Genomic DNA, 23,678 nt, shown 5'->3' on the forward strand with positions numbered 1-23,678 from the left:
CGGAACAAGCCTCCCCTAGCGGGGCCATTCATCAAGGAAATCAGGGAACGGAACACCCATCCATGCTTTGATTAATCCATTAATTAATTAAAAAAGGGGGGCACTATGGGTCGTAATAACTTAAAATTAATATTGTTAAAGATAATTAGTGCATTAGCAATTTTTGTTGCTGGATGTGGAAGTGATGAGGTAACTACTGAGGAGGAAAATGATTCATCTGTAGATGAACCAGTCACGTTAACTATTGTAAGCTTTGTACATGACAATCATCCATTAACACGTGATGTAATACCCATGTGGATGGAACAAATCGAAGAGGGTACGGACGGTGCTGTTCAATTAGAATGGACGGGGGGGCCAGAATCCATTCCTACGGGAGAACAATTTGATGCCGTAAGTAGTGGTGTAGCTGATATAACCTTTAATACAAGCTCCTTCTATGGGCATTTGATGCCAGAATCACTTTCAATGCTCATGTCGCCTTATTCACCTGCAGAAGAAAGGGAAAATGGTTATTTTGATTACTTAAATAGCCGACATGAAGAGCAAAATCAAGTTTATTTAGGTAGATTCTTAGGACCAAATCCTTTTTACTTTTGGAGTAATGAGCAAATGAAATCACTAGATGATTTTGAAAACTTAAATTTTAGATCTAATCCAACGTACCATGAAATTCTCGAGGAATTGAATACAACAGTTACAGATATAGAGCCGGGTGAAGTTTATACCGCATTAGATCGTAACATGGTGGACGGGTTTGGGTTTACTTTGATGGGGCCTCATGAGGATGGTTGGACTGAGGTAACGAGATACATTATTGATGAGCCATTCTTGAATCAGAATGGAACGATATTAATCAATAAAGATACATTTGAATCATTGCCATCTGACCTTCAAGAGACTATGAAAGATATCACAGCCGAATTTGAAAAGGATATGATTGATTATTTTCATGCAGAGAATGAGACGACATGGGAAACAATCGAAGCAGAGGGCATAGAAAGAATTGAATTAACTGATGAGGATTCCGAAAGATTTCAGGAAATTGTTCATGATGTTTATTGGGAGATGCTTGAACGTGATGCTCCTGATGAAATTGATAATTTAAGAGAATTGCTTTTAGACGATGAATTTGATGTCACCTCAATATACGAGTAGATTAGAATGCTCGAGATAAGGTGTTTTAGATAACTTTATCTCGGGCTTCGCAAAGGGGGTTATCAACATGGTAAACAAGGCAACAAAGTTGCTGAATCAGATTGAGAATGTGTTTGCAGTGACTGCTGGGCTACTTATTTTATTCTCCATGTTTTCAGTGGTATTAGAAGTCATCGCGCGCTATTTTTTTAATATCTCTTTTATTTGGGTTAATGAATACAATGAGTATATGTTATTATATATCACTTTTCTTTCCGGTGCATGGTTACTTCGGCATAACGGTCATGTTTCGATTGATATCATCAACTTTTTCGTGGGTCGTAAGTTCAATTATGTGTTGAATGTGATTGCTGCTCTGATAGGAATATTTCTAATGATCATTTTAGTTTATTACGGAACGCTAGTGACTGTGGATGCTTATGAAAGGAATGCAACAAGCACGACTCCCTTACGTACTCTACAGGTATATATCTATATGATAATTCCCATCGGCTCATTCGTTTTGCTCTTGGAGTTTATGAGACAATTATTTATCGCTAACGATATTAAGTCTCGGTCATAATCATATTAATAGCAATCTTTTAGCAAAGGAGTATCAACAATGGATTGGTGGATGGTTTTATTTATCATATTGCTAAGTTTGTTGGGCTTAATGTTTATACGGGTACCTGTTGCATTTGCCTTTTTAATGGTTAACATCGTGGCCGCGTATATTCTGTGGGGTGGTGAAAGCGGTCTTTATTTATTAGTGCACAGTATCCAGGATGCATTGACTAATTTTTCCCTCCTTCCCATTCCTTTATTTGTTTTAATGGGGGAAATCATGTTTCATTCAGGTGTGGCCCCCAAGATGCTGAACACTTTGGACAAATGGTTGGGGCGTTTGCCTGGAAGGTTAAGTTTATTGGCGGTAGGCGGGGGGACTTTACTATCTTCTTTAACTGCATCAACGATGGCTACAACCGCTATGCTTGGTTCGACTTTAGTGCCTGAAATGGAGCGTAAACAATATAAGATTCCCATGTCTATTGGCCCTATTCTAGCCAGTGGGGGGTTGGCAGTGATGATTCCTCCAAGTGCCCTAGGTGTATTACTAGCTTCACTGGGTATGATCTCAGTCGGACAATTTCTGATTGCTATCATTTTACCGGGAGTATTAATGGCTGTTTTATTTGCTGTTTATATTATTATAAGGGCTCAGTTGCAACCTTCATTAGCTCCCAAATATGAGGTTGAATCTATACCATTGTCTGAAAAACTAGTAGATACTGCGAAATATATTTTACCCCTAAGTATTATTATCTTTCTAGTTGTAGGTTTTATTTTTTTGGGTATTGCATCTCCTACAGAATCCGCTGCAATGGGTGCCTTTGGTAGCCTAATCCTAGCTGCTTGGTATAGGCAATTGAACCTGAAAGTATTGACGAATGCCGTTTCTGGCACGTTAAAGCTAACGGCAATGATATTAATGATTGTTGCCGGATCTATTGCATTCAGTCAAATTTTATCGTTTTCTGGTGTTACAAGAAATCTTGTTGATCTTGTGGGGGGTCTTGAACTGACACCGGTATTCATTTTAATCCTTATGTTGCTTATCATTATATTTATGGGTATGTTTATGGAATCATTGTCCATTTTGATGGTTGTAATTCCTATTTATATGCCCATTGCAGAAGTTCTGGATTTTAATTTATTATGGTTTGCTGTTTTAGTGTTGATCGCCATTGAAATAGGGCAAATATCACCTCCGTTTGGCTTAGGGTTATTTGTTATGAAGGGTGTAGCACCTAAAGGAACAACAATGGGACAGATTTATGCAGCATCAGTACCGTTTATATTTATGCTAATATTACTTATAGCTATTGTTATACTGATACCACCGCTGGCGACGTGGTTACCTGGAATAATGACGAGTTAATATTAAATGGATAATATCAAATATGAATCAAATATGTATGTAAATAAGAAAAACCGCTAGGCACAAGTACACATTTCATGACGTTTTGTGCCTTGAGCGAAGTGAAAGGAATGGCCATTATAATAAATAAGGTTGCGAATAAAATATATGTAGTTTTTATGCTGATTTCCTTATTGCTTATGGTTGCTTGTTCAAGCGATAATGAACAGTCTTCTGGTTCAAATGAGGTTGACTCGAGTGAGGAAGAACAGTCTTCAGATACAAATAAAGGTGAATCAGATGGAGATAGCTTAGATGAAGAAGAGGAAATATTGATTGAAAAAAATGTAGTTTTTGGTAAAACTGATAAAGAAAATAATTTAACTGCGGACGTTTATAGACCAAATGAAGGAGAAGACCTTCCGGTTGTATTATTAATTCATGGTGGCGCTTTTACGTCAGGATCGAAAGAAATGTATGAGGAATGGGGTCCCTATTTGGCACAATCGGGATTTGTGGCAGTCGCTATTAATTATCGTTTGTATACTCCCGAATATTCAACTTGGCCAGGTGTATTAGAAGATGTTAAAACAGCTGCAAATTGGGTTGTAAGTAATGCGAATGACTGGGATGTTGAGCCACAAAGAATGGGTGTTATCGGGGATTCAGCAGGAGGTAGCCTTGCTAACTTGCTTGCTTTTCAATCTGCTTCCAATTCTAGTTATAATATACGTGGGGCTGTAAGTGCTTATGGAGTGAAGGATTTCGAAAAGGAACCGGAGAATTATATAGAGATGTTCGGTAAGGATTATCAGAAAGCGCCCCATAAATACCAAGAAGCCTCTCCAATTGACTATATAGACGAGGCATCGAATAGCTCGACATTCGACACAAGTTTTTTGGTAATGTGGGGTGAAAATGATACTGAAGTGAGAACTCAGACAAACGAAGAATTTTCAAATAATTTGGATGAAGTAGGTATTGACGTAGAAGCGATTGAGTATCCTGACGTAGGCCACTTCTGGCTAACCGATATACCTGGTTTAGAAAAAGGAACCTTAGATGAGTATCCTAATACAGAGGCTGCACCAAAAATATTGGGGTTTCTAGAGGATAAACTTATTAATACAGAGATCAAAAATTTTTCACCCGATACAATTGAAAATTTAAAGGAAAGGGAACAAGATGAACTTTCCAAGTGAGAAACAAGGCTCAACACCATTAGAACAAAGAGCCAAATACTGAACACGCCCATGGGAAGCTTGGTCATCTTTCAGTATAAAATAGAAGCTGGGAAATTGGAGAAGTTTTTGCCACGTGGGAGTTGCCGTATATTTTTTCGATATCCTCTAACGAATCTGGCTTCTAATTGTTCCGTGACATAGTTTTAGCACCCATATACGCTTTTCTCCTTTTATAGATTAGGCAACAGTACGGGTCACAGTCTGTTCCTGTCTACATTAGGAGATTTTTCTATTTGTCTGAAAACAAAAGCAAATTTTTTAATATTTAGATTTCGAGATTGTTGTGACTGACAAGTGATTTTGAACGATACATTGAGCAACCGGGAGATCATCAATGCGGTGGGGTATTTAGGTATTGTTCAAAACGACTTATTCCTTACATCGAGCTGCATTAACAGTCAACTCCAACAATGGATCGCAAGTCTACCCAATCCCTGTCTGGTTTGACTGTGAAAATTGAGTTACTCTAATATACAAATTCTATGTTTGTCTGTTGCTTTAATTCATCCGGCTCTTTGACAACTATCCTTCGGTTTTCAACACAAATAATACCTAAATTCCTCCAATTTTTAAAAATTTTGTATACAGTAATTCTTGTAACACCTGTAAAGGCTGCTAATTCTTGTTGTGTCAAACAAATTTCGTTTTTCTGCAGTTTATAGATTAATTTCAACAATACGAGTGCAATTTTTTGATCAGAACGTAATGAATCCAACATTACATTATCTGATAATATTCTTGCTTTCTGGATTGTTGAATCAATCAAGAGGGATAGGAGAGTGGGATATGTGTGCATTAAATTTTTGAAATCCACAAATGAATAGTAATATAAAACAGTATCTTCATTTGCTACAGCCGTAGAGTAATAAGGTTTGTGATCCATAGCTTGTTCCCCAATGAGTTCACCTGGTCCTGTTAAATCTACAATTCTTTCATTTCCGTCAGATGTAGAGAGAACAATCTTTACAATCCCATTAAATATATAGTAAAAACCATCCCCTAAGCTACCTTGATGATAAATGATACTGTTTCTTTTATAAAAATGCCTACTACCATGGCTGAAAATATCATTCCAAGCAACTTCTTCACTTAGATCACGACTACGAATATTCAAGCTTATCACTCCCTCAGATGCTATATTTGGTTACCTCTTTATAACATGCCTCACATGAGAAGGGTAAAAGAATTTTATTGTTAGCAATGTTATACTTACAAATAATATTATGTCAAATAAAATGTTAACTAGTAAATAGAAAAGAGACGCTTTATTATATCACCAACAAATTTAAATAAACGAAAAAAATAAAAAATCAATAAAATTTCATATAATGAAATTTTAAAAATGAAACCGCCTTCAAATTTTGATAAATTAAATTTAACAAATCAAATGGAGGTGTAGAAATGGACACAAGGGATTTAAGAAATTGCTTTGGGCGTTTTACTACCGGAGTGACCGTAGTGACTTGGGGAGAAAATGAATATGATCGTTCGGGGATAACTGTAAATTCGTTCACCACAGTTTCGATGGATCCCCCTTTAATCCTTGTCTCTATAGATAAAGGGACGAAAGCTTATCGAAATATGAAAGGTAAGCCATTTGTTGTAAATATCCTTTCAGCAGACCAAGAAGCGCTTGCATGGCAATTTGCCGGAAAGAACCAGCAAGGATTAAGCATTCAATGGGATCAAGAGAAATACGGTCCGATACTACAAGGCGCTCTGGCGACCATCGAATGCTCACCGTGGGAAGAATTTGATGCTGGAGATCATGTCCTCCGTGTCGGAAAAGTTGAAAATTATCATTATGTTGATGGCGATGGATTAATGTTCATTCAAGGTAAAATACTCAATGCACAGGAGCAAAAAATAACGTAAGTGAACAGGGGGTTTATAATGGGCATTCGAACAGGGGCTGAGTATATTCAAGCCCTTAAAACTAATAAGCCAGATGTATGGATGGGCGGAAGAAAGATCACTGACATTGTAAATGAAGACAATTTTAAGCAACCGATTCGTGAAATTGCCAGGTTATATGATATGCAGCATGATCCTAAGTATCAGGACAGCATTACCAGGATTAGTGATGAAACCGGAGAAAGGGTCTCTAATGCCTTTATCGTCCCGAAAAATTATGACGATCTTATGGCACGTAAAGATTTATATTCAACTTGGGCGGAAGAAACTTTTGGGTTAATGGGAAGAACGCCCGATTTCCTGAATATAACGGTCACATCAATGGCCAGTAGTCCAGAGTTCTTTGATGATTTTAATCCACAGTGGTACGAAAATGTTAAGAATTACCATAAATATATTCGTGATAACGACCTTTTTCTCACACATGCATTGGTCAATCCGCAAGCAGATCGAAGTAAAGCCTCACATGAACAAGAAGAAGAGTTCGCGCATTTGGGAGCCGTTGAGGAAACATCTGAGGGCATTATTGTACGTGGTGCAAAAATGCTTGCAACGTTAGCTCCTGTCACAGATGAGGTTATCGTCTATCCATTCCCAGGATTTAAACCAGGTGATGAAAAATATACATTATCTTTTGCTGTACCCATCGATACGCCTGGATTGCGCCTACTATGCCGTGAGCCGATGCAAGACGGAAAACGACCGATCGCTGACCATCCTTTAGCATCCAGATTTGAGGAATCCGATGCGATATTAATTTTCAACGATGTCCTCGTACCGTGGCATCGAGTATTTCTTTATAACAATGTTGATGCAGGAAATCAATTATATGGGAGAACAGGTTTAAGCCAAAATACTCATCAAAATGCTGTTCGAGGATTGGTGAAGCTAAGATTCGCCCAGCAAATTGCATCAAAAATTGCCGATTCTATAGGTGTTGATGGCTTCTTAAATGTTCAGACCCAACTCGGAGAATTAGTTCAATCCGTAGAGACAATCAGAGCTTTGCTACGAGTATCTGAAGAAGAATATGAAATTAAGGCAAATGGTGAGGCTGTTCCCAATCCTATACCGTTGGAAACGATCCGAGGAATCTTACCGAAAGCGTATCCGAGAGCTATTGAGGTCATCCAAACGATAGGGGCTGCCGGATTAATTTTACCGCCAACGCATGCTGATATGGACATTCCGGAATTAAAGCAAGATATCGACCGGTACTACAAAGGCCGAGCAGGAATTTCCAGTGTAGAGCGTATAAAGTTGTTGAAATTGGGATGGGATCTAAGCGGCGAAGCATTTGGACAAAGGCTCGTTCAGTACGAGCGATATTATTCAGGAGACCCTGTTCGCAAATTGGGGATGTTTTATAACAATTATAAAAAACGTCAAAAAACCTTCCCGATGGTTGATAGAGCATTAAGTGAAGCGGACGCTTCAAAGAATATGGTTGACAGCAAGTCATAAGTATAAGCAAACATTATGTAACTTTTGTTGAAAGGGCTTACAATATGGGCGGAAGGGGTGAAGCTTAGTGGCTGCATCTGTGGGGAAAATAACAAAAATCTTAAATTGCTTCACTACTGAGACCCCGGCTCTTCGAAATAAAGACATTGCAGAAATGCTTAACTTGCATCCAAGCTCCGTTCATCATGTAATTAGTAGCTTATGTAAAGAAGGGATCCTAGTTCAGGATACGAAAAAAATGTATAGGCTAGGTTGGAGAATCCTCGAGTGGAGTAACAATGTCATGTATCATCAGGATATTAATGATGCCCTTCCACTTGTATATGATCTCATTCGGAAATATAAATGTGTGGTTCATATTGGTATGTATGATGCAGGTACCGTAAGGTTCGTACTCAAGGTGTCTGCAGAAGATGCAGTTGAACTGCCCACTACTTTCCTGGGAGCGAAAAAACCAGCTTATAGCACGAGTACAGGGAAAGTGTTACTGGCCTATAATCCGTCTTTTGTACAGCCTACAGTAGCCAGAGGTCTTGTTCGAGAAAGCCAAAATACTATTACTAGCACGTATAATTTAAGGAAAGAATTGAGTACGATTAAAAAAAACGGTTATGCCTTAAGTGATAATGAGAACGACACACAAACGTTCGCAATCGCTGCCCCTATTACTGCGTATTCCGGACAAACGGTAGCAGCGTTAAATATGGTTGGTTCGATTGATTACATGAATAGCATCAACCAAAGGCAAGCGATTCAAGACGTCGTTAGAATAGCGAAGCTAATTTCCAAGCATGTAGGATATATTGAAAATGAATAGCAAGGGTATTTTTATAATAAAAAATATTTAAATTAGAAAGGAAAGATTACTAATGGCATTACAAAGCAGAGCATTTGATATCCAACAATTAATTGAAGACAACAAGCATTTACTGAAACCACCGGTCAACAACATGGTTCTTTGGGAAGATTCTGAATTTATCGCAATGCTCTTAGGCGGACCAAATAAACGTCGAGATTTTCATATTGACCCTTCAGATGAGTTCTTTTATCAAATTAAAGGAAGCTGCTTTGTTGAGTGTATCAACGAAAATCAAGAGCGTGAAGTTGTGGAAGTTAAAGAAGGGGAAATGTTTATGCTGCCTGCAGATGTTCCGCACTCTCCCCACCGTATTGCAGATTCTTACGGAATTGTTCTCGAACGAAAGAGAGGCGAAGGTGAGCTGGAAAGCTTCGTCTGGTTCTGTGACAAGTGTAACCATGAAATGCATAGGGCGACCGTGCAACTAACAGATATCGGGACACAAGTGAAAGAAGCCATCGAAAAATTCAACGCAGACGAGGAGCTCAAGACTTGTGACAATTGTGGTCATAAAATGGCGCCGGAAGCAGAAGAATGGACGGCAAAGGCATGAGAGTCGATTTTCACACGCACATTATCCCAGGAGATCTTCCGGATTTCACGAAAAAATATAGTCAAGATCGTTGGCCGGTATTGAAGCCTACATGTTCTTGCGGTGCCAATATAATGGTAAGCGGTAAAGTGTTTCGTGAAGTGACTGATCAAGTATGGGACCCGAAAAAACGAATCGACGATATGGGGAAAGAGGGCGTTGATATGCAAGTCCTCTCCCCCATCCCTGTTACGTTTTCATATTGGGCACTGGTATCCGAAGCGCTGGATATGGCACAAATCCAAAATGATTTTATTGCGGATACGGTTAAATCAAACCCTTCAAAATTTCTTGGTTTAGGAACAGTACCGCTCCAGGATGCAGATGCAGCGATTAAAGAAATGGATCGCTGCATTCATGATCTAAAACTCCACGGGATTGAAATTGGAACAAATGTAAATGGTAAAAACCTAGACGAAGAATATTTGCTTGCTTTTTTCGAAATGGCGGCCAAGTGGGAAGTTCCTTTATTTATTCACCCTTGGGAGACAATGGCGAGGGACAGGACACCGAGGCACAATTTTATGTATACGGTAGGAATGCCAAGTGAAACAGCACTGGCAGCAGCAAGTTTGATTTGGAGCGGCGTCATCGAAAAGTTTCCGAACCTAAAGATTTGCTTCTCTCACGGTGGAGGTTCATTTCCATTTATACTTCCAAGGCTCGATCAAGGATGGAACGTATGGCCGGATTTGAGAAAGACGATAAATCCTCCAAGTCACTACTTGGATCAGCTATACTTCGATGCACTTAATTATGACCCATTAAACCTGCAATTTCTCATTGATCGTTTTGGTTATGACAAGGTAATGATGGGCTCAGATTATCCATTTTTGTTAAGAGAAACCCCTCCAGGTCATACGATTGATGAATTGGAATCGCTCACTCCTAAACAGAGAGACCAGTTGTTAGGAATAAATGCTTTGAACTTTTTGAATATAAAGGAGAAGTTTGAATAATGGACTCAACGACAATGACACCGGAAGAAAAATTAAAAATGATGGATATCAAACTTTCGCCGGTACGCCCAGCGGCAGGTAATTATACGAGTCATGTTAAGGTTGGAAACCTTATCTTTACCTCTGGGCAGGGTGTAGATAATTATCATGGTAAGTTGGGTGATACGCTAACGTTAGAGGATGGTTATAACGCTTCGCGCCAATCGATGATTAACTTAATCAATGTTTTAAAGGCTGAACTCGGTGAACTTAGTAGGGTAAAAAAGATTGTAAAGATACTAGGTTTTGTAAACAGCACGGAAACGTTTACTGACCAACCTGTTGTCATGAATGGTGCCTCCGACTTGCTTGCTGAAGTTTTTGGAGAAGCGGGAGAACATGCACGATCAGCAGTAGGCATGGCGCAATTACCCAATAATACAGCCATAGAAATCGAAATGATCGTGGAAGTACAGGACGATTGAGCATCTGAATACGACAAAAAGGAGGGTATCGGATGCGTGTAATGGAGACGGACCATAAGAAAATGGGTTCAATTGACTCCCATCATTTTATAAATGGGCAGTATATAAAATCCGGCAATTATTTTGAGAACATCAACCCTGCAAGTGAAAAGGTATTGGGCATCGTTTCAGAGGGTGATCGTGAAGATGTTGATAAGGCTGTAGCGGCTGCTAGGGAAGCATTAAAAGGGCCTTGGGGAGGAATTAGCCGGCGAGAAAGATCCAACATTCTACGAAAAATCGGAGATATTATCCTTGAGAGAAAGGAAGAATTGGCTGCTCTGGAAGCGATGGATACTGGGAAGCCCTATCAATTAGCTTTGGAGATGGATATAGACCGGGCTGCTCACAACTTTTATTTCTTTTCTGAGTACCTCACGTCGATGGGTACTGAATCTTACCAACAGGATGATCTGGCTTTACATTATGCCATTCGTCGTCCGGTGGGCGTCGTAGGCATTATCAATCCATGGAATTTGCCATTGCTACTTTTAACATGGAAACTTGCCCCTTGTCTTGCAGCCGGAAATACTGCGGTTATGAAGCCTTCGGAATGGACGCCGATGACCGCAACCTTACTGGGAGAAATATGTCAAGAAGCCGGTGTTCCGGATGGGGTTGTCAATCTCGTTCATGGCTTTGGTGTGAATTCGGCAGGAGAAGCGATTTCAGAACATCCTGATGTTGATGCGATCACGTTTACAGGTGAGACGACCACTGGAAGAGCGATTATGAAAGCTGCTGCACCGTCATTGAAAAAGCTCTCATTTGAATTGGGTGGAAAAAACCCCAACATTATATTTGCGGATTCGGATCTTGATGAAGTGATTGAAACAACGTTGAAATCAAGTTTTATCAATCAAGGTGAGGTTTGTTTATGCGGATCGCGCATTTATGTTGAAAAAGAGGTATATGAGGAATTCTTGGAGAAATTCACAAAAGCGACTAAGCAACTAAAGGTCGGCGATCCGTTCGATAACGATACAAATGTTGGTGCTGTGGTCAGTGAAGAGCATTTTAACAAAGTTATGAAGTATATGAATCTAGCTAAAGAAGAGGGCGGAACGTTCCTTACGGGTGGCCATCGATCAAATCATATGGAAAAAGGGTTTTATATTGATCCGACGATCGTAACCGGCTTGGATAGAAAGTCTCGTTGTGTCAATGAAGAAATTTTCGGCCCTATTGTAACAGTCATCCCTTTTGATACTGAAGAGAATGTCATTGAACAGGCGAATGACACGCATTACGGACTTGCCGCCACGATTTGGACGAATGATTTACGTCGGGCCCACCGTGTTGCAGGACAGATAGAGTCAGGCATCACCTGGGTAAACACTTGGTATTTAAGAGATCTAAGAACACCTTGGGGTGGAATGAAAAACAGCGGTATCGGTCGAGAAGGTGGCGTACATGGTTTTGAATTTTATAGTGAATTATCTAATGTCACAATAAAGATGTAAATCATCGGGGAGGACATGTGAAGGGAAAAACACACGAACTATCAGAGTATTTAATCACGGCAGAAAAGAACGGGGAGGGTGTTCAGCCCCTTACCACGCTACATCCTACATTAAATATAGAGGAAGCATACAATATTCAGTTAGAAACAATCCAATCGAAAGTGAGCAACGAGGACGAGGTTGTAGGAAAGAAAATTGGTTTAACCTCAAAGGCCATGCAAAATCTGCTTGGCGTGGATGAACCGGATTATGGTCACCTTTTACGAAGCATGCAAGTTAAAAATGATGGGCAAGTCAAGTTAAATAAGGTAATGCAACCAAAAGTAGAAGGTGAAATTGCATTCGTTTTAAAGAATGATCTTTCTGGCCCTAATGTGACAACCGATGAAGTGGTTACGAGTACAGATTATATTGTTCCGGCTATAGAGATTGTTGATAGCAGAATATTGAATTGGGAGATTACATTGCCGGACACCATTGCCGATAATGCTTCATCAGGTCTTTATATCTTAGGTGATGAAACTTATGAGATAAATGATATGGACCTCGGTGAAATAAACATGGTGCTCTACAAAAATAATGAAGAGATCAATAGAGGAAAAGGATCCGCAGCGTTAGGAAACCCTGCTTACTGTGTGGCGTGGCTTGCCAACAAACTTTATGATTATGCGATAACATTAAAAGCTGGAGAAGTCATTCTATCCGGAGCGTTATCGGCCGCTATTGAAGCAGCATCCGGAGATGAATTCACCGCATCCTTTGGCGGTATGGAAGACGTTAGCATCAGATTTGCATAACCTAGGGGGGTGTTGACTTTGCAGAAAATGAAAGTAGGCATCATAGGGTCGGGCAATATCGGCACTGATCTTATGATGAAGCTGCACCAATCGGAACACCTGGATATGTCGGCGCTGATTGGTATTGATCGGGATTCAGACGGATTGAAACGGGCAGAATCTTATGGTTATCACGTATTTGACAATGGGATAGATGAATTTATGGAACAGTCTCATCTAGCGGATTTACTATTTGATGCGACTTCAGCAAAGGCCCACGCTTATCATGCAGAAAAGTTAGCTAATACAGGGAAGCACATGCTTGATTTAACGCCTGCTGCCATTGGTCCATTCGTGGTTCCGACCGTCAATCTCAATGAACATATGGAAAAGAAAAACGTGAACATGATTACATGCGGGGGGCAAGCGACTATTCCAATTGTCCACGCAGTGAGTACTGTTGCATCGGTAGAATATGCGGAAATTGTCGCGACCATTGCCAGTAAAAGTGCAGGGCCGGGTACGAGAGCGAATATAGATGAATTTACGATTACGACAGCAAACGGGCTTGAAAAAATCGGAGGCGCTAAAAAAGGAAAAGCCATCATCATTCTTAACCCGGCCGAACCACCGATTATGATGAGAGACACTGTCCATTGCAACGTATACGGAGCAAGCGCCCACAAAGAAGAAATTACGACTGCTATAAAAAAGAAAGTAGAGCAAGTTAGTCAGTATGTTCCTGGTTACAGGCTGAGGTCTGATCCAATATTTGATGGAGATCAAATTACTGTTTTTCTTGAAATTGAGGGAAGTGCAGATTACCTTCCTGCTTATTCCGGTAATTTAGATATTATGACTTCTTCTGCGGTAAAAGTTGCGGAGGAAATTGCGAGACATCAAATAACAATGTCTGAAAAAGTCTAATCGTTGATCTGTCAAAAAAGGGGGTTGAACTGATGGAACAAGATATTGTATTGACAGAAGTGGCACTTAGAGATGGGAGTCATGCCATCAGTCATAAGTTTACGACGGATCAAGTCATAAACGTGACAAAGGCCTTGGATGAAGCAAATGTTCCTTATATCGAGGTCGCTCATGGTGATGGTTTAGGTGGATCTTCACTTCAATATGGTCGATCGTCAACAAATGAAATGGAATTAATTGAGGCCGCCGTTGATAGTTGTAATCAATCAAAAATTGCCGTTCTCATGCTTCCCGGCGTTGGTACTGTAAAGGAATTAAGAAAAGCTCACCAATTAGGAGCACAAATGGTCCGTGTCGCAACGCATGTCACTGAGGCGGATGTTGCTAGACAGCACCTTGCACTAGGAAAAGAGTTGGGGATGGAAACGGTCGGTTTTTTAATGATGGCCCATATGGTCTCAAAAGAAAAACTTCTTGAACAAGCCTTGGAAATGGAAAGTTCCGGAGCAGATTCTGTTTATATCGTTGACTCAGCGGGGGCATTTTTACCCCATGAAGTACGGGAACGTATAAGACTTTTGAAAAATAATTTGCAAGTCAATATTGGTTTCCATGGTCATAATAATCTTTCACTAGCGATGGCCAATACGTTAGTAGCGATCGAAGAAGGAGCGACAAGAATTGATGGCAGTATCCGCTGTCTAGGAGCAGGGGCTGGAAATACTCAGACGGAAGTATTGATTGGTGTATTAGAACGTATGAATATCAAGACAGGGGTTGATCTTTATAAAATGATTGACCTATCTGAATACGTGGCTGAGTCCATCCTTGAACACCCCCAGGAAATAACAAAAGGCAGTTTTATGCTTGGCTATGCTGGGGTCTACTCAAGCTTCTTACTTCATGCCAATCGCGCGGCACAAAAGTTCAATGTGGATTCAAGAGATATTCTTGTGGAACTAGGTAAACGGCAAGTCGTCGGTGGACAAGAAGATATGATTGTTGATGTAGCTAGTGAATTAGCCAAACAGAGGTGAGGCATTTGGATCTAAAAGAAATGGCGTCTGAAATAGAAGAAAACCAGAGAAATGGCATTGAGATGGAAAAGGTCACGCTAAAATACCCTAAGATGACTGTAGAAGAAGCTTATGACGTTCAATCACAAACAATTCAGAGGTATAGAGACCGCGGCGATGAAATGGTCGGTTGGAAAATGGGGTTGACGAGTGTAGCAAAGCAAAAGTCGATGAATGTAGAAGAGCCGATTTACGGAAGATTAACGAATTCTATGAAACTATCTACACCGACTTTAAAAATGGAAAACCTGATTCATCCAAAAGTTGAACCCGAGTTTGCTTTTCTTATCAATAAGGAATTGAAAGGGGATCAACTTCAGGTAAAGGATGTATGGGAAGCAACTAAAGAAGTGTATCCGGCCTTGGAAATCATCGATAGCCGTTATAAGAACTTTTCATTTACATTAACGGATGTGATTGCTGACAATGCATCTTCGAGCAAATTTATTTTAGGAAAAGAGGGGTTTCCTCCTGAATATACGGACTGGGACAATGTAAAGGTAACAATGTTCGTGAACGGAGATGAAGTTCAAAGTGGTTATGGAAAAGCAGTGCTTGATCACCCGGTAAACTCTATTATTGAGCTGTCAAAAATGCTTAACAGAACAGGTTTATCTATAAAGCCGGGTATGATTGTTCTTGTTGGGGCCATTACAGAGGCAGTGAGTGTTAAGAAAGGCGATTACCTGGAAGTTAACTACGAGACATTAGGTCAATTAAATCTGAATGTAACAGATTAGGGGGAAAAGATGCCGATTGTCCATATTCATTATTTTGCAAGGAAGAGAGACTTCACAGAAGAAGGCGTTAATCAAAGGTACCACAGATGTCGTCAGTGATTCTCTAGGTGTAGAAAAAGAAAGAGTCAGGGTCCTTATCCATGAGATACCTTCAGCAGGCGGAGTCAGTATGGCCGAAGAGTAGTAGACGTAAGCTTTATCAATTTTGGGGAGGTCTATAATGAAAAAGTACAAGAGCTTGTTCTATACAATGACGTTAGCTGGGTTAATGTCTGTGATGGCTGCCTGTGGGGGTTCTGATGAAGAAGCTGGTTCCGAAGTTGACGAGGAGGCTACTGCTGATGAAGCCTCAGATGAGGGTTCCGAGCCTGATCAAGACGCTGAGGAAGTCTTTAGCCTTACGCTTATTACGGAGGAATCACATATGTGGCATCAAGCAGCACTTGTATTCCAAGAAGAATTAGAGGAACGTTCAGATGGACGTTTTTCCTTAGAGACCTATCCGGCTGGCCAACTTGGTTCGGAAGCTGATATGTTGCAACAAATAGAATCAGGGTCCATCGATTTTGGTTTTATTACAGCAGCAGAAGTGAGTTCCCGTGAGGAGGCTTTTTCAGCATGGTTAGCTCCTTATCTTTTTGAAACCATTGAGGAAGCACATGAAGCTCGTCAATCTGAAGAAGCCATTGATATTCTTGATACACTTGAAGGCAGTAACATGCTGGGGCTGGATTATCTCTTCGCCGGTCAGCGTATGATGCTTTTTGCAGATGAGGAGGTAACAGGGGCTGAAGACATGTCTGGCCTTACACTGCGTGTAACACCAAGTCCCGCCATGTTGCATTTCTATAATTCTGCTGGAGCATCTACTGAAGGGATGCCGCTTACTGAAGTGTATTCAGCGGTTCAGCAAGGTGTGATTGATGGAATGGACATGGATTTGGATGCAACCATTACAAATAATTTTGCTGAAGTTGTTGATTATGGTGCGGTGACCAATCATATGGTTTGGCCATCTGTAGCAATAGTAAGTGAACAAACAATGGAAGGATTATCTGAAGAAGATCAACAGATCGTTCAAGATTCTTTGGAAGTTGCTGCTGATTACTCGGCAGAAACTAGAGCCGCTCAAGAAGAAGAATTTATTGAAGAGTTAGAAGACCAAGGTATGGAAATGTATGAGATAGATCAAGAAGCTTTTGAAGATCAAATCGAAGATTTTGATGAGGAATTTGCACCTCAGGACCCTCTCATTGAATCTTTTATCAACGCTCATCGATAAGAGGTAAACGACAGGAGTGATTAGAATGACAGCGGTTAGTGACTTCCTTGCTAAGATAGAAAAATTGATAGCAGCGTTATTGGTGTTAACAATGGCAGTACTTATTGTTACTGCTGTGGTGTTCCGTTATTTTCTAAACACTCCATTATCATGGGCAGGGGAAATAACGATTTTTCTGTTCATATGGATGAGTTTTGTTGGGGGGAGTTTGGGGCTTAAGTATAAGTCCCAAGCTTCCGTTACTGTTTTACTTGACCGAATTCCAATCAAATGGAAAAAGGTAATCTTAATTCTTGGGTACTTGATCATGTTAGGCTTTATGGTCATTGTGCTTTATTACAGTTATACGTGGGTGTTTTCACAAGGGGTGGCGAATCAAAGTGCAAATGCTTCTCAAATACCTATGTGGATTCCATATAGCGCTATTCCTTTTGGTTTGACATTTGCTACTGTACATCTGTTGGCAAACTCTATGAACCTCATTAGAGAGGAGAATTTCGAATGAGTATAGTTTTGGTTCTCCTTTTTTTCGTTTTACTGTTAATGGGCATTCCGATTTCCCTGGTGCTTGGAATCATGACTGTCCTTTATTTTCTAACGGTAGGTGAAATGACCCTGCTTGACTCAACCCCTCAACAGTTCTTTTCAAGCTTGGAAAACTATGGCCTCTTGGCTATTCCGTTATTTATGCTGGCCGGCGAGTTGATGAATAGCGGAGGGATTACGTCAAGATTGGTTAGATTTGCTAAAGTGATCATTGGGCATCTGCGGGGTGGTCTGGCTTATGTTTCGATAATCGCTAATATGTTTTTAGCTTCCATTCTTGGTTCAGCGAATGCCCAAATTGCCGTGATGAGCAAAACATTAGTGCCTGAAATGGAGAAAGAAGGGTATGATAGAAGTTACTCGACTGCATTGACAATGTCCAGTTCAATTATAGCGCCGATGTTACCTCCCAGTATGATATTTATTATCTATGGATCTCTATCAGGAACCTCCATTGGTGCCCTTTTTATGGCTGGAATTGCTCCGGGGATCTTATTTGCAATTGGCTTCATAGTGTTAACTGCTGTTATGGGATACTTATACAACTTTCCTAAAAGCGAAAGAGCGACAGGGAAGGAAATAGTAAAGAGTGCTTATGCTGTACTGCCTGCACTATCCATTCCATTTATTATCATCTTTGGAATCTTGAGTGGATGGTTTACGCCCACAGAATCCGCTGGCATTGGCTGTTTGTTGGCTTTTTTGATCGGGAAATTTTTCTACAGGGAACTTAAGTTTAAAAATCTTTCTAATGTATTCATCAACACAGCTTTAAGTACTTCGACCATTACCTTTTTGATCGCTATGGCTGGTGCTTTCGGATGGATGATTGCATTTGAACAAATACCGCAAACGATTGCCGACGGCATGCTTTCTATATCAGAAAATCCTCTCATCTTTCTTCTTATGGTTAACCTTATGTTAATTGTTTTAGGGACAGTACTTGAAGGAATCGCAGCTCTTGTCATTCTCGTACCCGTTTTTATGCCTTTAATAGGAATATACGATATCGATCCTATTCACTTCGGGATAATCATCTCTATCAATTTAACCATTGGTTTGTTAACGCCGCCTGTGGGTACCGGCTTATTCATAGCTTCTTCAATCGCCAGGGTTAAGTTTGAAAGATTGATTATATCGATTATCCCTTTTTTGATTATGTCTATTATCCTTCTCTTTGTCATTACCTATTGGGAGGACTTAGTCCTGTTTCTTCCGAGGATGTTAGGTTACTAAGTGCGTGAAGTATCAAGATGCGGATAACAGCATCTCTAACAGCTTGAGGGCTACACTCTCAATTGTTCTTGTTGCTTTTAACTTACGTCCTGCTATCACAGGTGTTGGGCCGCTTATCGGATTCCTGCGCGATGATCTGCAATTAACGAATAGCCAAGCGGGTGTATTGACGACACTTCCCTTACTCGCGTTTGCTGGGCTTTCGATGGCCGCTCCAAGACTCGTGAAAAAATGGGGAATTGAATGGGCGATTTTCGCAGGTCTTTTTACTTTGCTTGTTGGCATTTTTTTGCGGTCAGGTGGCTATCCTACGACATTATTTGTGGGCACAGCTATTATCGGAATCGGAATTGCGATCTGCAACGTTCTGTTGCCGGGATTGGTAAAATTAAAGTTTGAAAAACATACTGGGCTCATGACTGGTGTTTACACAACATCTATGAGTCTGTTCGCGACCATTGGCTCCGGATTTAGCATTCCGCTCGCCGTACAATTAGGGTTAGAATGGCAAGGAGCGTTTGCTGTTTGGGGCGTGATTGCAGTAGTGGCTATGGGAGTATGGACGACGCAGTTTCGGGGAACACGAAACTCCAAAGAAGAAGGAAAGGACGAAGATCGTGGTCCAAAGTTATGGCAGTCTCCGCTTGCTTGGTATGTCACCGTACGTATTTGCAGAAAAACCAGTTCGGAAAGAAGAAAACGTTCGCTCTTAATTCAGAGCGAACGTTTGCCTGCAGGTTTGATATTGCCCCTTTGCAACTATAACTTGAGAGAAATAAATTTTGTTTCCAGATATTCTTCTATTCCCTGATGATCTGCTTCACGTCCAATGCCACTTTGTTTCCATCCGCCGAATGGGGCTTGCACGGCGGATGGACCGCCATCGTTTAAGCTGACGACACCGTATTCAAGCTGTTCACTTAAGCGGATCGCTGTTGAGACATCGCTTGTAAATAGGTAGGCTGCTAAGCCATAGATGGTGTTGTTGCACGCTCAATCACCTCGAAAAAAATCCAGTTTGAATTTGAAAAAGAAGCAACCTGATCCTTTCATAAAAGGGGTCAGGTTGCTTATCATTAGAACGTGCCGGAATGAGCGATAAAGATTAAGAAATTACCCCGCTACCGGCCACCCTTCCCGCTTATAAGCCATATCCCAAAACATATATTCAAAGCGGCTCGTGTTCAGGAAAATCTCTTCCAGCCTGTCCAGCTCCCCCTCTGTTTTTCCTTCCGCGAGCTCATCAAGTTTGGTGATGAGCCAATTGCCAATGTCGCCGAATTCATCGGATGCGTACATGCGCACCCACTCCCCGTATTGTTCGTGTTCGGTGGCGCCTGGTATTTTTGCGAGTTCAAGGCCGATTTCGTAATAGCTCCAGGCACACGGGAGAATAGCCGCGATCAGTTCTGCAACGGATCCTTTTTGAGCTTCGGCCATCATGTAACTGCTGTAAGCAAGGGTAACAGGACCGGGGGTCGTAGCTTCAAGTTTTTCGCGGGAAATGCCAAGTCGTTCGGCGTAAGAACGGTGCAGGTCCATTTCCATATTCAAAGTATCATCAAGGACTTTTGCGAATCCAGCCATCGTTTTCAAGTCAGTAGCAAGAACAGAACCCATTGCTATTACGCGGGAGTACTCGATTAAGTATTTGTAATCTTGGCACATAAAATATTTGAAAGCTTCCACATCCAGGGAACCGTTGCCGATGCCTTGAACAAAAGGATGTTCATGGCTTGCTTTCCAAATAGGGTCTGCACTTTTTCGAATATGTTTGCTGAATGTCATTTTTATCTCTCCTTTAGTTGTTTGCATCACTTTATGATGAATCGAAGCAGTGTTTGTACGTAGTAGTTGAGTAACTTGGCCGATGTGTTCGTTGGAAGTGAAGACCTTGATGATTTCCTCTGTGCGTTCATGCCTTTGAATGAGCGTTTACATTCCCCCCCTCTTTTTAACCTTCAGACCAAAATAAAAACCACTTCCTTTGAGAAGTGGTAAGATAGACGATAGATGTCATCCGCCCACTTCCCTACGCCAGTGTGAACTGGATCAGGTGATAAGGGTCGAGGCTCCGCCTCTCTCAGCTAGTTAAAGCACCCCTAGTGGTTTTTTATGATATTAATATTTTGCATCTCTAAGTATAGCATCCTCCTGGAAAATAATCCAGCGGATGTCGCGCCTCAATTTCCAGTAGGTTTGTATAATGCACATCGTTGTTTCATCGGGGAGCGTTTGATTGGAGATACACGGGGGAACAGGTTAACAATCATTTCGTGAGGGTGAAATAGGATTGCACTGGATCAATTGCAGTAGGGGCTATTTTCGAAAATACCGGCAAGAAAAGGGGAGAGGAGGCATCTATGTCTGCCAGGTCAGTTTTGTTCATATCAGCAGGTTTATTTACGACCGTGTAAGATCTGGGCCGGGTGGCGAGCTCTTAAAGGCTGGCGAGAAAGTGGGGTTGAAAACGGGAAGCGAGGTGTTTGCCGATCGCACGTATCAGGAGGACGGCACCCTCACATCATGACGGGAAGCAAACGCCTTGATCGAAGATGGTGACGAGACAGGAAATCAGGTCATTCGCATGATTGAAGAAGGGCAAGTACGTTCGCAGCAAGGCAGTGATGTAGACATCCTCGCCGAAACCGTCTGTATCCACGGGAACGGTCCCCACGCCTTACCGTTCGCGAAAAAAGTCCATCATAAAATAGAAAATGCAGGCATCGACATTCGGTCGATTGAATAGGTTGGAGAGTTGCTCGCTAGAAAGTTGTCGGGAATTTTTTCTCAACAGCCTTTCTTAAAAGGGAAGAAAGGCTAAATGCGATCACTTATTAGGGAAAGAAGTTTGAACGGGATGCTGAACCGTACGAAGTAAAGGCGGCGAGGTCGTAGTACTTCTTGGTATTATACGGGATGTGGGTGACATCGACTCCTATATTCACGACGTGAAAGAATGTTCCGAAACACGCCACTTGTACTCTGAAAACACTAAATCTTCAATTTATCCTTGATGTGAAAAATATCCTTGTCGTGTTCGACCATTTTCTCAGTTAAATACCGTTCATTTTTGTGCTGGTGCTTATCAATGTGCACCGCGTATTCCAGTGTCTTTTCTGTCATTTGCGTGTTGTAAGCGAGCGTTTCATCTAGTCTGTCAACTTTTTCGTTGATTCCCACAAATCCATCTTTTAGACCTGTCCATCTTTCTCTCATCTCTTTCTTAAATTCCTTGAATTCGTTCTCTTGGGAATCAAGTTTTGCAAGAATCTGTTTTAACAAATGGTCACTCATCGCGTTCATCCTTTCGTTGATTTATTTTTTCTGTCGGTTGTCTTTCATGTGCAACGTTCTATTGATTGAATTTTTGCAATACATTTCTTCATGTCAACGCTCCCCTTCCCAACTATGTATAGTTTATCATTCATATTCTTTTTCACCTATAGAATATCCGTTCCAATTTGTGGTCAGCTGATTTTAAATGACAGGGTATGTTATGTTGACGTAGATCTCCTCCGCGACGATCGTCCATGGTTCGTTTTATCTCATGTTTGAAGGCTGTCGCGACATTCGTCTCGACAGCCTTCCCTCTTTGCAAGCATTCCCACGCGCGACACGTTCGTCCGCCAACAAAATTCAAGTCGTGCTTTCGCTTGTTGCGGATTGCTGTTTACGAATGCGTTTGATATTTAAATGCATCAGGATAGCCATCACAAGCGCTATTGCCAACAAAAAGATAAATAGAACGAAGGCACCTGTATAATCAGCGGTAGCCCCAACGATTGCCGAAACAGCCATCGGTCCGAAAACACCTGCCATTGCCCAGGCGGTTAGCGTATAACCATGAATCGCTCCCAGCTGTTTTGTGCCGAATAAATCGCCGATGTAAGCTGGTAGACATGCAAAGCCGCCGCCGTAGCAAGTCATGATAATAAATAAGAGAATCGCGAAAAGGATTTCATTGGTTGTGAACGGCAGGAGAATGAATGCGCCCAATTGCAAGACGAAGAATATGATATACGTGTTGGTTCGTCCGATATAATCCGAAGCGCTGGCCCAGCCAATTCTCCCGAAACCGTTGAAAAAACCCATGATGCCGACAATCGTCGCCGCGGCGGCTGAACCCGCCCCGGTAATTGCCTGCGTCATGTTCGAGGCAACAGCAAGAAGCATGATCCCCGCGGAAATGTTGATAAACATCATTCCCCACAGCAAATAAAAACGGAACGTTTTCAATGATTCCCGGGCATTGAGTTGAGCCAAGTCTCCCTGGGTATCTTTTTTCTTCTTTTTTTCCTCCTTTTTCTGTTCTTGTTTTTTCATGTTGGCCGGTTCCCAGCCTGCCGGCGGCGGTGCAATGTAACTGGCGCCGGCAAACATGAGAATTAAATAAGCAGCCCCGAGCGTATAAAAGGTTGCCGGAATACTAATCATGCCCATTAACCATTCGGCGACAGGGCTTGTAATAAGAGAACCTGCGCCGAAGCCTAAAACTGCCATCCCCGTCGCGAGTCCGCGTCTGTCCGGGAACCATTTGACAAGCGTGGATACGGGGGATATGTAACCGATCCCGAGACCGACACCGCCGATCACACCATAAAAAAGAACAAAGAGGGGCAAACTCTCCATCTGTATCCCAAAACCTGCACCTAATGTACCCGTTCCAAAAAGAACGGCTGAGATCATGGCGGATTTGCTGGGGCCGTTACGTTCGACAAATTTTCCGAGAAAAGCGGCGGACATACCGAGAAAAAAGATGGCTGTCGTAAAAGCAAATGTTACCGCTCCGATGTCCCAGCCAAGTGATTCATTCAATGGATTTTGGTAGACACTATAAGCGTAGACAGAACCAATCGATAAATGAATAGCAATGGCTGATGCAGCAATCAACCAACGGTTTTTGTTTGCTTGCAAAATGAACACTCCTTCCTTATGTAAATGAAAAATTGAACAAATAATGAACCATATAGGAATACGTACCACAGATAAATAACAATAAAACATACAAATCCCGTAATCTTAGTTATATATGGGGTAAA

General features: G+C 41.3%; 24 protein-coding genes, 3 pseudogenes and 1 riboswitch. Of the genes and pseudogenes, 22 read left to right on the forward strand and 5 right to left on the reverse strand.

Annotated elements, in window-relative coordinates:
* Positions 1-105: 105 nt before the first annotated feature.
* From dctP to DT065_RS13740, 4 genes are all read left to right on the forward strand, one after another.
* The gene (dctP, locus tag DT065_RS13725) at positions 106-1,158 is read left to right on the forward strand and encodes a TRAP transporter substrate-binding protein DctP (RefSeq protein ID WP_114374342.1); all 1,053 of its coding nucleotides are present in this window, start codon (positions 106-108) and stop codon (positions 1,156-1,158) included.
* Positions 1,159-1,225: 67 nt separating this feature from the next.
* Positions 1,226-1,720 (forward strand): TRAP transporter small permease subunit, encoded by a 495-nt coding sequence (locus tag DT065_RS13730; RefSeq protein WP_114374344.1) that lies wholly within the window; start codon positions 1,226-1,228, stop codon positions 1,718-1,720.
* 39 nt (positions 1,721-1,759) lie between these two features.
* Positions 1,760-3,076, forward strand: coding sequence for a TRAP transporter large permease (locus DT065_RS13735; RefSeq protein ID WP_114374345.1), 1,317 nt, complete (start codon positions 1,760-1,762; stop codon positions 3,074-3,076).
* Between the two features lie 101 nt (positions 3,077-3,177).
* On the forward strand, positions 3,178-4,257 hold the full coding sequence (locus DT065_RS13740; RefSeq protein ID WP_227002817.1) for an alpha/beta hydrolase: 1,080 nt from the start codon (positions 3,178-3,180) through the stop codon (positions 4,255-4,257).
* Positions 4,258-4,765: 508 nt separating this feature from the next.
* Here the strand turns inward: DT065_RS13740 and DT065_RS13745 are convergent.
* A complete protein-coding gene (locus DT065_RS13745) occupies positions 4,766-5,413 on the reverse strand; it encodes a Crp/Fnr family transcriptional regulator (protein ID WP_160112562.1) in 648 nt (215 codons plus the stop codon).
* Between the two features lie 287 nt (positions 5,414-5,700).
* Here DT065_RS13745 and DT065_RS13750 point away from each other — a divergent pair, with 287 nt between their 5' ends.
* The 17 genes and pseudogenes from DT065_RS13750 to DT065_RS13825 all read left to right on the forward strand — a co-directional run bounded on the left by DT065_RS13750 (position 5,701) and on the right by DT065_RS13825 (position 19,447).
* Complete coding sequence (locus DT065_RS13750) at positions 5,701-6,174, forward strand: flavin reductase family protein (RefSeq protein WP_114374351.1); 474 nt, start codon at positions 5,701-5,703, stop codon at positions 6,172-6,174.
* A gap of 18 nt (positions 6,175-6,192) precedes the next feature.
* A complete protein-coding gene (locus tag DT065_RS13755) occupies positions 6,193-7,677 on the forward strand; it encodes a 4-hydroxyphenylacetate 3-hydroxylase family protein (protein WP_114374353.1) in 1,485 nt (494 codons plus the stop codon).
* 79 nt (positions 7,678-7,756) lie between these two features.
* A pseudogene (locus DT065_RS19920) lies at positions 7,757-7,894 on the forward strand (helix-turn-helix domain-containing protein); the annotation flags it as partial.
* A gap of 66 nt (positions 7,895-7,960) precedes the next feature.
* Positions 7,961-8,494, forward strand: coding sequence for an IclR family transcriptional regulator (locus DT065_RS13760; protein ID WP_418314668.1), 534 nt, complete (start codon positions 7,961-7,963; stop codon positions 8,492-8,494).
* Positions 8,495-8,546: 52 nt separating this feature from the next.
* Positions 8,547-9,089 (forward strand): 3-hydroxyanthranilate 3,4-dioxygenase, encoded by a 543-nt coding sequence (locus tag DT065_RS13765; RefSeq protein ID WP_114374356.1) that lies wholly within the window; start codon positions 8,547-8,549, stop codon positions 9,087-9,089.
* Positions 9,086-10,087 carry an amidohydrolase family protein gene (locus tag DT065_RS13770; protein ID WP_114376318.1) on the forward strand — a complete coding sequence of 334 codons (1,002 nt, stop codon included), beginning with the start codon at positions 9,086-9,088 and terminating at the stop codon, positions 10,085-10,087. The genes DT065_RS13765 and DT065_RS13770 overlap by 4 nt, the downstream gene beginning before the upstream one ends.
* Positions 10,087-10,551, forward strand: a complete 465-nt coding sequence (locus DT065_RS13775; RefSeq protein WP_114374358.1) for a RidA family protein — start codon at positions 10,087-10,089, stop codon at positions 10,549-10,551. Before DT065_RS13770 ends, DT065_RS13775 begins: the two co-directional genes overlap by 1 nt.
* A gap of 32 nt (positions 10,552-10,583) precedes the next feature.
* On the forward strand, positions 10,584-12,053 hold the full coding sequence (locus DT065_RS13780; RefSeq protein ID WP_114374360.1) for an aldehyde dehydrogenase: 1,470 nt from the start codon (positions 10,584-10,586) through the stop codon (positions 12,051-12,053).
* A gap of 17 nt (positions 12,054-12,070) precedes the next feature.
* Complete coding sequence (locus DT065_RS13785; RefSeq protein WP_114374362.1) at positions 12,071-12,850, forward strand: 2-keto-4-pentenoate hydratase; 780 nt, start codon at positions 12,071-12,073, stop codon at positions 12,848-12,850.
* 18 nt (positions 12,851-12,868) lie between these two features.
* The gene (locus DT065_RS13790; RefSeq protein WP_114374364.1) at positions 12,869-13,756 is read left to right on the forward strand and encodes an acetaldehyde dehydrogenase (acetylating); all 888 of its coding nucleotides are present in this window, start codon (positions 12,869-12,871) and stop codon (positions 13,754-13,756) included.
* 32 nt (positions 13,757-13,788) lie between these two features.
* Positions 13,789-14,793: a 4-hydroxy-2-oxovalerate aldolase gene (gene dmpG / locus DT065_RS13795; protein ID WP_114374366.1), complete on the forward strand. Its 1,005-nt coding sequence runs from the start codon at positions 13,789-13,791 to the stop codon at positions 14,791-14,793.
* A 5-nt stretch (positions 14,794-14,798) separates the two neighbouring features.
* On the forward strand, positions 14,799-15,572 hold the full coding sequence (locus DT065_RS13800) for a 2-keto-4-pentenoate hydratase (RefSeq protein ID WP_193550769.1): 774 nt from the start codon (positions 14,799-14,801) through the stop codon (positions 15,570-15,572).
* Positions 15,573-15,588: 16 nt separating this feature from the next.
* Complete coding sequence (locus DT065_RS13805) at positions 15,589-15,756, forward strand: tautomerase family protein (protein WP_227002611.1); 168 nt, start codon at positions 15,589-15,591, stop codon at positions 15,754-15,756.
* Between the two features lie 36 nt (positions 15,757-15,792).
* Positions 15,793-16,854, forward strand: coding sequence for a TRAP transporter substrate-binding protein (locus DT065_RS13810; RefSeq protein WP_114374368.1), 1,062 nt, complete (start codon positions 15,793-15,795; stop codon positions 16,852-16,854).
* Between the two features lie 25 nt (positions 16,855-16,879).
* A complete protein-coding gene (locus DT065_RS13815) occupies positions 16,880-17,359 on the forward strand; it encodes a TRAP transporter small permease (RefSeq protein WP_114374370.1) in 480 nt (159 codons plus the stop codon).
* A complete protein-coding gene (locus tag DT065_RS13820; protein WP_114374372.1) occupies positions 17,356-18,636 on the forward strand; it encodes a TRAP transporter large permease in 1,281 nt (426 codons plus the stop codon). Before DT065_RS13815 ends, DT065_RS13820 begins: the two co-directional genes overlap by 4 nt.
* Before the next feature lie 4 nt (positions 18,637-18,640).
* Positions 18,641-19,447: an MFS transporter gene (locus DT065_RS13825; RefSeq protein WP_114374374.1), complete on the forward strand. Its 807-nt coding sequence runs from the start codon at positions 18,641-18,643 to the stop codon at positions 19,445-19,447.
* On the opposite strand, the pseudogene DT065_RS13830 reads toward DT065_RS13825, so the two are convergent.
* Together DT065_RS13830 and tenA are read right to left on the reverse strand one after the other, a co-directional pair.
* Positions 19,396-19,623: pseudogene (locus tag DT065_RS13830) on the reverse strand (aldehyde dehydrogenase family protein); the annotation flags it as partial. The gene DT065_RS13825 and the pseudogene DT065_RS13830 overlap by 52 nt on opposite strands.
* Before the next feature lie 126 nt (positions 19,624-19,749).
* Positions 19,750-20,424 carry a thiaminase II gene (gene tenA / locus DT065_RS13835; protein WP_114374378.1) on the reverse strand — a complete coding sequence of 225 codons (675 nt, stop codon included), beginning with the start codon at positions 20,422-20,424 and terminating at the stop codon, positions 19,750-19,752.
* A gap of 224 nt (positions 20,425-20,648) precedes the next feature.
* A riboswitch (TPP riboswitch) is annotated at positions 20,649-20,750 on the reverse strand.
* A 314-nt stretch (positions 20,751-21,064) separates the two neighbouring features.
* Between tenA and DT065_RS19615 the strand changes: the two are divergent.
* Positions 21,065-21,385 (forward strand): annotated as a pseudogene (locus DT065_RS19615) (LamB/YcsF family protein); the annotation flags it as partial.
* Positions 21,386-21,630: 245 nt separating this feature from the next.
* Here DT065_RS19615 and DT065_RS13845 read toward each other — a convergent pair.
* Positions 21,631-21,933: a hypothetical protein gene (locus DT065_RS13845; RefSeq protein ID WP_114374380.1), complete on the reverse strand. Its 303-nt coding sequence runs from the start codon at positions 21,931-21,933 to the stop codon at positions 21,631-21,633.
* A gap of 342 nt (positions 21,934-22,275) precedes the next feature.
* Positions 22,276-23,553 carry an L-lactate MFS transporter gene (locus DT065_RS13850; RefSeq protein ID WP_227002613.1) on the reverse strand — a complete coding sequence of 426 codons (1,278 nt, stop codon included), beginning with the start codon at positions 23,551-23,553 and terminating at the stop codon, positions 22,276-22,278.
* Between the last annotated feature and the right edge of the window lie 125 nt (positions 23,554-23,678).

The organism is Salicibibacter kimchii (genome assembly GCF_003336365.1).
GTDB classification, from domain to species: Bacteria; Bacillota; Bacilli; order Bacillales; family Marinococcaceae; genus Salicibibacter; species Salicibibacter kimchii.